Origin of the sequence: Streptomyces sp. NPDC005181 (assembly GCF_040608395.1) — a bacterium.
In the GTDB taxonomy this organism is placed as follows: Bacteria; Actinomycetota; Actinomycetes; order Streptomycetales; family Streptomycetaceae; genus Streptomyces.
In genome coordinates this window covers 1-7,319 of sequence record NZ_JBEXID010000171.1, presented here as the reverse complement: position 1 = coordinate 7,319, position 7,319 = coordinate 1, and the positions used below count along the sequence as shown (strand labels likewise).

Genomic DNA, 7,319 nt, shown 5'->3' with positions numbered 1-7,319 from the left:
GCAGGATCGCTGTCAGCGAGTACCACCGGCCCCGCCGTGCGCGCGGGTCGGGCACCGAGTCGAAGTAGGGCCGCAGATCGGCGATCCGGTCGGGGTCCAGCGGACCCAGCTTCACCAGCACGGCAGGGATGGGAGAGGATGCAGCAGCAGGCACGGGCCACCTCAAGATCATCGGGCTTAGACACCACAATGATCACGAAGCCCGTGCCTGCCCTGTTATGCGCCCCAACCGGTCACTCCCCGACCAGCCGCACGAACCCGGAACTTGCAACCGCCCTGCTCGGGCGCCGCCGCATCGGACTCGGGTTCCGGGTCCGGTCAGGGTGCCGGGTCCGCCAGGACTCCGGACACCAGGATCTCCGTGAACCTCCAGGGCACGAAGGCCGTCGCGGGCAAGCCGGTGACGGTGACGCTGGCCGACGGGAAACTGAAGACGGTGAAGGTGACTGCCGCCGAGGGCGACGCGCTCACCGGCCGGACCTGGACGTCGGACCGGGTCGCCGCACCCGGTACCGAGTACAGCGTCGAGGCCACAGACACCGGGGGCGGCACCGACCGCGCGGGGTTCTCGACCGTCGCGGCCGACAAGGTCCACAAACTGACGCTCGCGCCCGGCAAGAACACCACCGTCGGCATCGCCCAGCCGCTGTCGATCGTCTTCGACAATCCGGTGAAGGACAAGGCCTCGGTCGAGAGGGGGCTGAAGGTCACCACGTCGAACAACACCGAGGGGTCCTGGGGCTGGCTGCAGGACTACTCCGGCAAGGACAGGATCGACTGGCGGCCCAAGGAGTACTGGAAGTCCGGTACGCGCGTCACGCTCGACGCCGATCTGAATGGCATCGACTCGGGCCCGGCCGGCGGCTGGTTCGTACGCGACTACGCGACGACGTTCACGATCGGCCGCAACCAGGTGGTCAAGGTCGACCTCGACCGGCACCGGCTGGCGTTGCACCGGGACGGGAAGACGATCATGGACGTACCCATGTCGGCGGGCACTCCGGGCGGGGAGAAGGCCTCCTGGCGGGGCACGGCCGTACTGATGGCGAAGGAGGGCACGATCAACATGCGCTCCGAGACGGTCGGCCTGGGCGACGCGTACGACAAGATGGTCGACTCGTCGATGCGGCTGACCTGGTCGGGGATGTACGCCCATGCCGCGCCGTGGAACGCCGCGTACTTCGGGGTCGCCAACCACAGTTCCGGCTGTGTGGGGATGAGCGGCGCGAACGCCGCGGAGCTGTATCGGACGGCGCAGGTCGGCGACCCGTTCGAGATCAACGGCGCGGACGCCAAGGGCACGGTCGCGGAGGGCAACGGCTACGGGGCGTGGAATGTGTCCTGGACCGACTGGCAGGCGAAGAGCGCCCTCAACTGATCGCTGCGGCCCGCTCCGGCTCCCCGGCCACTACTGACATCACGTCCAACAATCGTTACGCTCACGCAACTTACCGGGGAGTTACCAGCGGTAATTGACCAGGGTTACCGTCGGGTCACTTTGCACCGACACGCGTGAGGAGTGACCCGTGGGACGTCCGTACCCGGCTCTGCGCACCACCGCATCCATCGGAACCGCTGCCGTCCTGATCGCCGGAGCCGCCCTCGGCGTGGCTCCGGCGGCCGCAGCCCAGCCCCTCGCCGCACCCGTGGCGGTGTCGGCCCCGAGCCTGAAGTTCTACGACATCCCCGGTTCCGGCGGTATCACCCTCAAGGGCAATGTCTTCACGCCCGCCGGTACGGAGCCGGGCGACAGACACCCGCTGATCGTGCTGCCCAGCAGCTGGGCGACGCCCCAGATCGAGTACCTCGCGCAGGCACAGCAACTGGCCGACTCCGGCTATGTGGTGGTCAGTTACACCTCGCGCGGCTTCTGGCTCTCCGGCGGGAAGATCGAGGTCGCCGGGCCGCCGGACATCGCCGATGTCTCGGCCGTCATCGACTGGGCCCTCGCCCACACCCCCGCCGACCCACAGCGCATCGGCATGGGCGGTGTGTCGTACGGCGCGGGCATCAGCCTGCTCGCGGCCGGTCACGACAAGCGGATCAAGGCCGTGGTCGCGCTGAGTGGTTGGGCCGATCTCATCGACTCCATCTACAGCGGCCGTACCCAGCACCTCCAGGCCGCCGCACTGCTCGGTGGCGCCGGCCTGCTCACCGGCCGCCCGAGCGACGAACTCAACACGACGCTCACCGACTTCCTCGGCTCCAACCTGGCCAAGGAACCGGACATGATCGCCTGGGGGAAGGAGCGCTCCCCCGCCACGTATCTGGACGAGATCAACGCCAACGGCGCCGCCGTCATGATGGGCAACGCGTGGGGCGACACGATCTTCCCGCCCAACCAGTACGCCTCGTTCTACGAGAAGCTCAGCGGCCCCAAGCGTCTGGAGTTCCGCCCGGGCGACCACGCCACCGCCGAAGCCACCGGCCTGCTCGGCCTGCCCAACGACACCTGGACAGACGCCCGCCGCTGGTTCGACCGCTATCTCAAGGGCGAGCGCAACGGCATCGACCAGGAACTGCCGGTCCAGCTCAAGTCCCGTACGGACAGCGGCTACGAGGGCTACCCCAACTGGAAGTCGGTCGGCGCCGACCGCAAACGGATCCCGCTCAGCGGCACGAAGAAGATCTACGCGAACATCGACTCGGGCGCCGATGGCGGCATCGTGATGCTGTCGAACGCGCTCGACCAGTTCGTGAAGCTGCCTCCGGTCGCTTCGATCCCTCTGCTGCCGCGCACCTTCGCGGGCGTCTGGCAGTCCGAGCGGTACGGCTCCGCACAGCACATCCGCGGGACCGCGAAGCTCCACACCACGGTCGCCGGTAACAAGGAGAGCGGCACCCTCGTCGCGTATCTCTACGACGAGGGGCCGCTCGGCCTCGGCAAGCTGGTCAGCAACGCCCCCTATACCTTCCACGGACAGACGCCGGGGCGGCCGTTCGCCGTGGACCTGGAGCTGTTCTCCACGGCCTACGACCTTCCGGCCGGTCACCGACTTGCCCTGGTCGTCGACACCGTCGACCCGCTCCATATCGAGCACAACCCGGCCGGCTCACAGCTGACCTTCTCCTCGCCGGACACGGCCCCCTCGTACCTGTCCGTTCCGTTGCGCGAGAAGTGATCACCGGCTGCTGCCGGGCGGGCACCGCTCCTCCAGACCGCTGTACGGCCGGTCTGGGCTACTGCACTCCCGGCAGCAGCGTTCCTGGTTCGGCCGGTGCGACCTCCACGGCCTTCGTCTTCGGGTTGCGCCGCTCCCGCTTGGCCACCCAGGTGGCGAACCAGGAGAGCAGCATGCACATCCCGATGTAGATCGGCGAGATCACCAACACCACGGGGATGAAGGGAAGATCGTAGTCCAGGTTGGACGCGATGAGTTTGCCGGCGTGGAGGAATTCCTCGTACGTGATCAAGTAGCCGAGCGAGGTGTCCTTCAGCGCCACCACCAGCTGGCTGATGATGGCGGGCAGCATGGCGCGCACCCCCTGCGGGGCCAGCACGAAGGTCATGACCTGCGTCTTGCGCATGCCGAGGGCGTACGCGGCCTCGCGCTGGCCGCGATCCACCGAGTTGATGCCGGTACGGAAGACTTCGGCGAGCACCGAGCCGTTGTAGAGGGTCAGTCCGGCGACCAGCGCGGGCAGCGGCTGCACCTTCAGCGCCACGAAGATGAAGAAGATCATCACCAGGACGGGCATGGCCCGGAAGAACTCGACGACGAGCGTGGCGAGCCAGCGCACCGCCCGGTGTTCGGAGAGCCGCCCGACGGCCAGGACCGCCCCGAGTGCCAGCGCGAGCACCGCGGCGTACGCGAACGCCTTCAGCGTGTTGCCGAGTCCGCGCAGCAGCAGTTCCTGGATGCCCTTGTACTCGAAGGGTGACCACTTGGCGCTGGTGAACTGCTCGGTGGCGAAGAGCAGATAGATGATCCAGCCGACCAGGGCGAGGATCAGGACCGTGGAGACGATCCCGTACACCCGGTGACGTTTACGGGTGAGCGGGCCCGGGATGTCGTAGAGCGCGGTGGCTTCGGGGGCGTGCGTGGTCATCGGGCGACTCCCCAGTGCTTCTCCATCAGATTGAAGAGCGCACTGATGGACAGGGTGATGATCAGGTAGCCGACGGCGATCCAGACGAAGGTCCAGATGATGTTGTAGCCCAGCTCGTTGAGGGTCTTGTAGGTGCCGAGCAGCTCGGTGACGCTGAATGCCCCGGCGATCGCCGAGTTCTTGGCGAGGGCGATGAGCGTCGAGCCGACCGGCGGGATCACCGAGCGGAACGCCTGCGGCAGCACCACGGAGCCCAGCGTCTGTCCGAAGGTCATGCCGAGGCTGCGGGCTGCCTCGCCCTGGCCCTGCGGCACGGTGTTGATCCCGGAGCGCAGGGCCTCGCAGATGAACGCAGAGGTGTAGCAGCCGAGCGCGAGAACCGCGAAGACCTTGAACGGCAGGACCAGGCCGAAGCGCGGCAGGCCGAGCAGAACGGCGAAGAAGAGCAGGGTCAGCGGGGTGTTGCGCAGCACCATCACCCAGACGGTGCCGAACACCCGGAGTGAGCCGACGGGCGCCACCCGGAACGAGGCCATGACAAAGCCGAGCACCAGCGCCAGGATCGAGGCGAAGACGGTGAGTTCGAGGGTGCCGAGGAAGCCTTCGGCGTAGGTCGAGAAGTTCTCTGTCAGTACGTCCATGGTGTGGCCCGTCCCCTCAGGTCGCCGGGTAGCGGTCGATGGGCGGCGGAGTCGGCGCGGGCACTCCGGAGAGGCCGAGGGTGGCCTCGAACGCCTTCTTCCAGTTGCCGTTCTTCTCGTTGGCCTCAAGGGCGTCGTTGAGTGCGAACCGCAGCGCGTTGTCGCTGCGCGGTACGCCGATGCCGTACGGCTCCTCGGAGAAGGGCTTGCCGACCACCTTCAGCTCCTTGGGTGCCTTGGCGGCGAAGCCCAGCAGGATGGCGTCGTCGGTGGTCACGGCGTCGACCTGGTAGGTCAGCAGGTTGTCGACACAGATCGAGTACGTGTCGTAGGCGACCAGGATCGCCTTCGGGTAGTCGGCCGCGATCCGCTGGTACGGGGTCGAGCCGGCCGCCGAGCAGACCGTCCTGCCGGCCAGGTCCTGCGGGCCGTTGATGTCGTGCTCGTCCGTGCGGACGAGCAGCGACTGCCCGGCCATCAAGTACGGACCGGCAAAGCCGACGAGCCTCTTGCGCATCTCGTTGATGGTGTAGGTGCCGACGTAGTAGTCGATCTGGCCGTTCTGCAGCGCGGTCTCGCGGTTGGCGGAGGCGATCGTCCTGAAGCGGATGGTCTTCGGATCGAAGCCGAGCGAGGCGGCCATCATCCTGGCGATCTCGATGTCGAAGCCGAAGTAGAGGCCGGTGGCCGGGTCCTTCTCGCCCAGGTACGGCTGGTCCTCCTTGGCGCCGACCCGGAGGTAGCCGCGCTTCTTCGCCTTCGTCCAGGTTTTCGACTCGGGCAGCTGGAAGCCGGTGTCGACCTTGTACACGGGCAGCTGCCCGGGCCGCGGCCCCTTCACCGGAGGGCTGCCCTCCTTGCCGCAGCCGACAGCGAGGACGGCCAGCAGGAGACCCGCACAGGCGGCCAGTACTTTTCTCGTACGCAACTGGGAGCCTCCCGTCAGTGCTTGAGGATCTTGGACAGGAAATCCTTGGCACGGTCGCTCTCGGGAGTGGTGAAAAACGCCTCCGGGATGCGGTCCTCGACGATGCGGCCGTCCGCCATGAAGACCACACGATTGGCGGCGGACCTGGCGAACCCCATCTCGTGCGTGACGACGACCATGGTCATGCCGTCCCTGGCGAGCTGCTGCATGACCTCAAGCACCTCGTTGATCATCTCCGGGTCGAGCGCCGAGGTCGGCTCGTCGAAGAGGAGGGCCTTGGGATCCATGGCAAGGGCGCGGGCGATGGCGACCCGCTGCTGCTGGCCGCCGGAGAGCTGGGCGGGGTACTTGTCGGCCTGCGAGGCGAGCCCGACCCGCTCCAGGAGCTCCCGGGACCGCGCGTCGCATTCGTCCTTCTTGCGTTTGCGGACCTTGAGCTGGGCGAGCGAGACGTTGGCCAGCACGGTCTTGTGCGCAAACAGATTGAACGACTGGAAGACCATGCCGACTTCGGCCCGCAGCTGCGCGAGCCCCTTCCCCTCCTCCGGGAGGGGTCTGCCGTCGATAGCGATATATCCCGACTCGATCGTCTCGAGTCTGTTGATGGTCCGGCAGAGCGTGGACTTGCCGGAGCCGGAGGGGCCGATGACCACCACCACCTCCCCGCGGCCGACGGTGAGATTGATGTCCTGCAGTACGTGCAACGATCCGTAGTACTTATTGACGTCCCGCAGCTCGATCAACGGATCGACGGCCATACGCTGCCCTACCCACTTATCGCTGTGTCGAGTTCAGCGCAAACTATCCACCCCGATAAGGGACTTCGCACCCGACACGCATAAATGGTGCATAAGGCGTTTTATTTGGTTTGGGTGATGGGCTACCCTTCGGCCGACTCTGCGTACACCTGCGACAGCTCAGGACTTCCGGTCATCGCCCAGTCGAGCCCCGCCTCGACGACATCGATCTCCCGCCCGGAGGTGAGCCGCACCACGGGCTGACCGCTCGGCCAGATGCGCCAGGCCGCACCCGGGACGTTGCGCACGAGGACGGTACCCAGATAGAGCCCGGCGTCATTGCCCAGCCAGGGCAGCTCCTCGGGGTCGTCGCGCCAGCGCGGCGGCAGCTGGTCGAGCGCCATCAACGAGGCCGGGGTGTCGTCGAGTTCCAGTCCGCGCTGCCCCACTCGGACACGCAGCAGCTCACACTCGGCGAGCAGCTCGGCGACGCCTTCCGGGTCGACCTCGACGGCGGCCGCGAGGCCCGCCCCGCGCGTACCGTCGTGACGCTTACGCCAGTTGTCCAAGAAAGGGATGTTCATACCACTCAGGGTCGCATCCCGGCCGGGATACGCACCACAGGGCGCGCGGCCTGTCGTTCGAGGACTGAACCCGGTGCACACATCCGGCCACGCGCCGCCGCACGCGCCGTCCGCACGCCCCGCCCGGCGCTGAACGGGCGGGGCGGTCCGAGTCTTCGCAAGCAGCCAGCAAGCGGGACAATGACAGGAACCACCGTATCGGCGACCACTGACAACGCCGTCCGGCCGGACTCCGGCCGGGACGGCTAAGCTTGATCTTTAAGGCTGCTGCTCGGCCCCGCCGCGTCTAGGCATATCCGTTTTGCGCTGTTTCTTGCCGACTGGGTGGCGGGGTGCGGGTGTGGAGGTGCGGCCCTTGGGGCGGCCTGGGCCGGGGTGG

General features: G+C 67.3%; 6 protein-coding genes and 1 pseudogene. 2 read left to right on the top strand and 5 right to left on the bottom strand.

From position 1 onward, the window contains the following. Positions 1-337 precede the first annotated feature (337 nt). Both ABZV38_RS38900 and ABZV38_RS38895 read left to right on the top strand, forming a co-directional pair. Positions 338-1,378, top strand: a pseudogene (locus tag ABZV38_RS38900) (Ig-like domain-containing protein); the annotation flags it as partial. A 148-nt stretch (positions 1,379-1,526) separates the two neighbouring features. After that, positions 1,527-3,122, top strand: a complete 1,596-nt coding sequence (locus ABZV38_RS38895) for a CocE/NonD family hydrolase (RefSeq protein WP_356333513.1) — start codon at positions 1,527-1,529, stop codon at positions 3,120-3,122. A gap of 58 nt (positions 3,123-3,180) precedes the next feature. On the opposite strand, the gene ABZV38_RS38890 is transcribed toward ABZV38_RS38895, so the two are convergent. The 5 genes from ABZV38_RS38890 to ABZV38_RS38870 all read right to left on the bottom strand — a co-directional run bounded on the left by ABZV38_RS38890 (position 3,181) and on the right by ABZV38_RS38870 (position 6,940). After that, positions 3,181-4,050 (bottom strand): amino acid ABC transporter permease, encoded by an 870-nt coding sequence (locus tag ABZV38_RS38890; RefSeq protein WP_356333511.1) that lies wholly within the window; start codon positions 4,048-4,050, stop codon positions 3,181-3,183. Next, a complete protein-coding gene (locus ABZV38_RS38885; RefSeq protein ID WP_356333509.1) occupies positions 4,047-4,691 on the bottom strand; it encodes an amino acid ABC transporter permease in 645 nt (214 codons plus the stop codon). The genes ABZV38_RS38890 and ABZV38_RS38885 overlap by 4 nt, the downstream gene beginning before the upstream one ends. A 16-nt stretch (positions 4,692-4,707) precedes the next feature. Further along, on the bottom strand, positions 4,708-5,619 hold the full coding sequence (locus ABZV38_RS38880) for a glutamate ABC transporter substrate-binding protein (protein ID WP_356333507.1): 912 nt from the start codon (positions 5,617-5,619) through the stop codon (positions 4,708-4,710). Between the two features lie 14 nt (positions 5,620-5,633). Continuing rightward, positions 5,634-6,377, bottom strand: coding sequence for an amino acid ABC transporter ATP-binding protein (locus tag ABZV38_RS38875; protein ID WP_356333505.1), 744 nt, complete (start codon positions 6,375-6,377; stop codon positions 5,634-5,636). 122 nt (positions 6,378-6,499) lie between these two features. Further along, the gene (locus tag ABZV38_RS38870) at positions 6,500-6,940 is read right to left on the bottom strand and encodes a DUF6278 family protein (RefSeq protein ID WP_356333503.1); all 441 of its coding nucleotides are present in this window, start codon (positions 6,938-6,940) and stop codon (positions 6,500-6,502) included. Between the last annotated feature and the right edge of the window lie 379 nt (positions 6,941-7,319).

Bases quoted from the DNA above. Each gene is read 5' to 3' on its own strand.
- ABZV38_RS38890 (WP_356333511.1), bottom strand. From the start codon at position 4,050: ATGACCACGCACGCCCCCGAAGCCACCGCGCTCTACGACATCCCGGGC.
- ABZV38_RS38885 (WP_356333509.1), bottom strand. From the start codon at position 4,691: ATGGACGTACTGACAGAGAACTTCTCGACCTACGCCGAAGGCTTCCTC.
- ABZV38_RS38875 (WP_356333505.1), bottom strand. From the start codon at position 6,377: ATGGCCGTCGATCCGTTGATCGAGCTGCGGGACGTCAATAAGTACTAC.
- ABZV38_RS38870 (WP_356333503.1), bottom strand. From the start codon at position 6,940: ATGAACATCCCTTTCTTGGACAACTGGCGTAAGCGTCACGACGGTACG.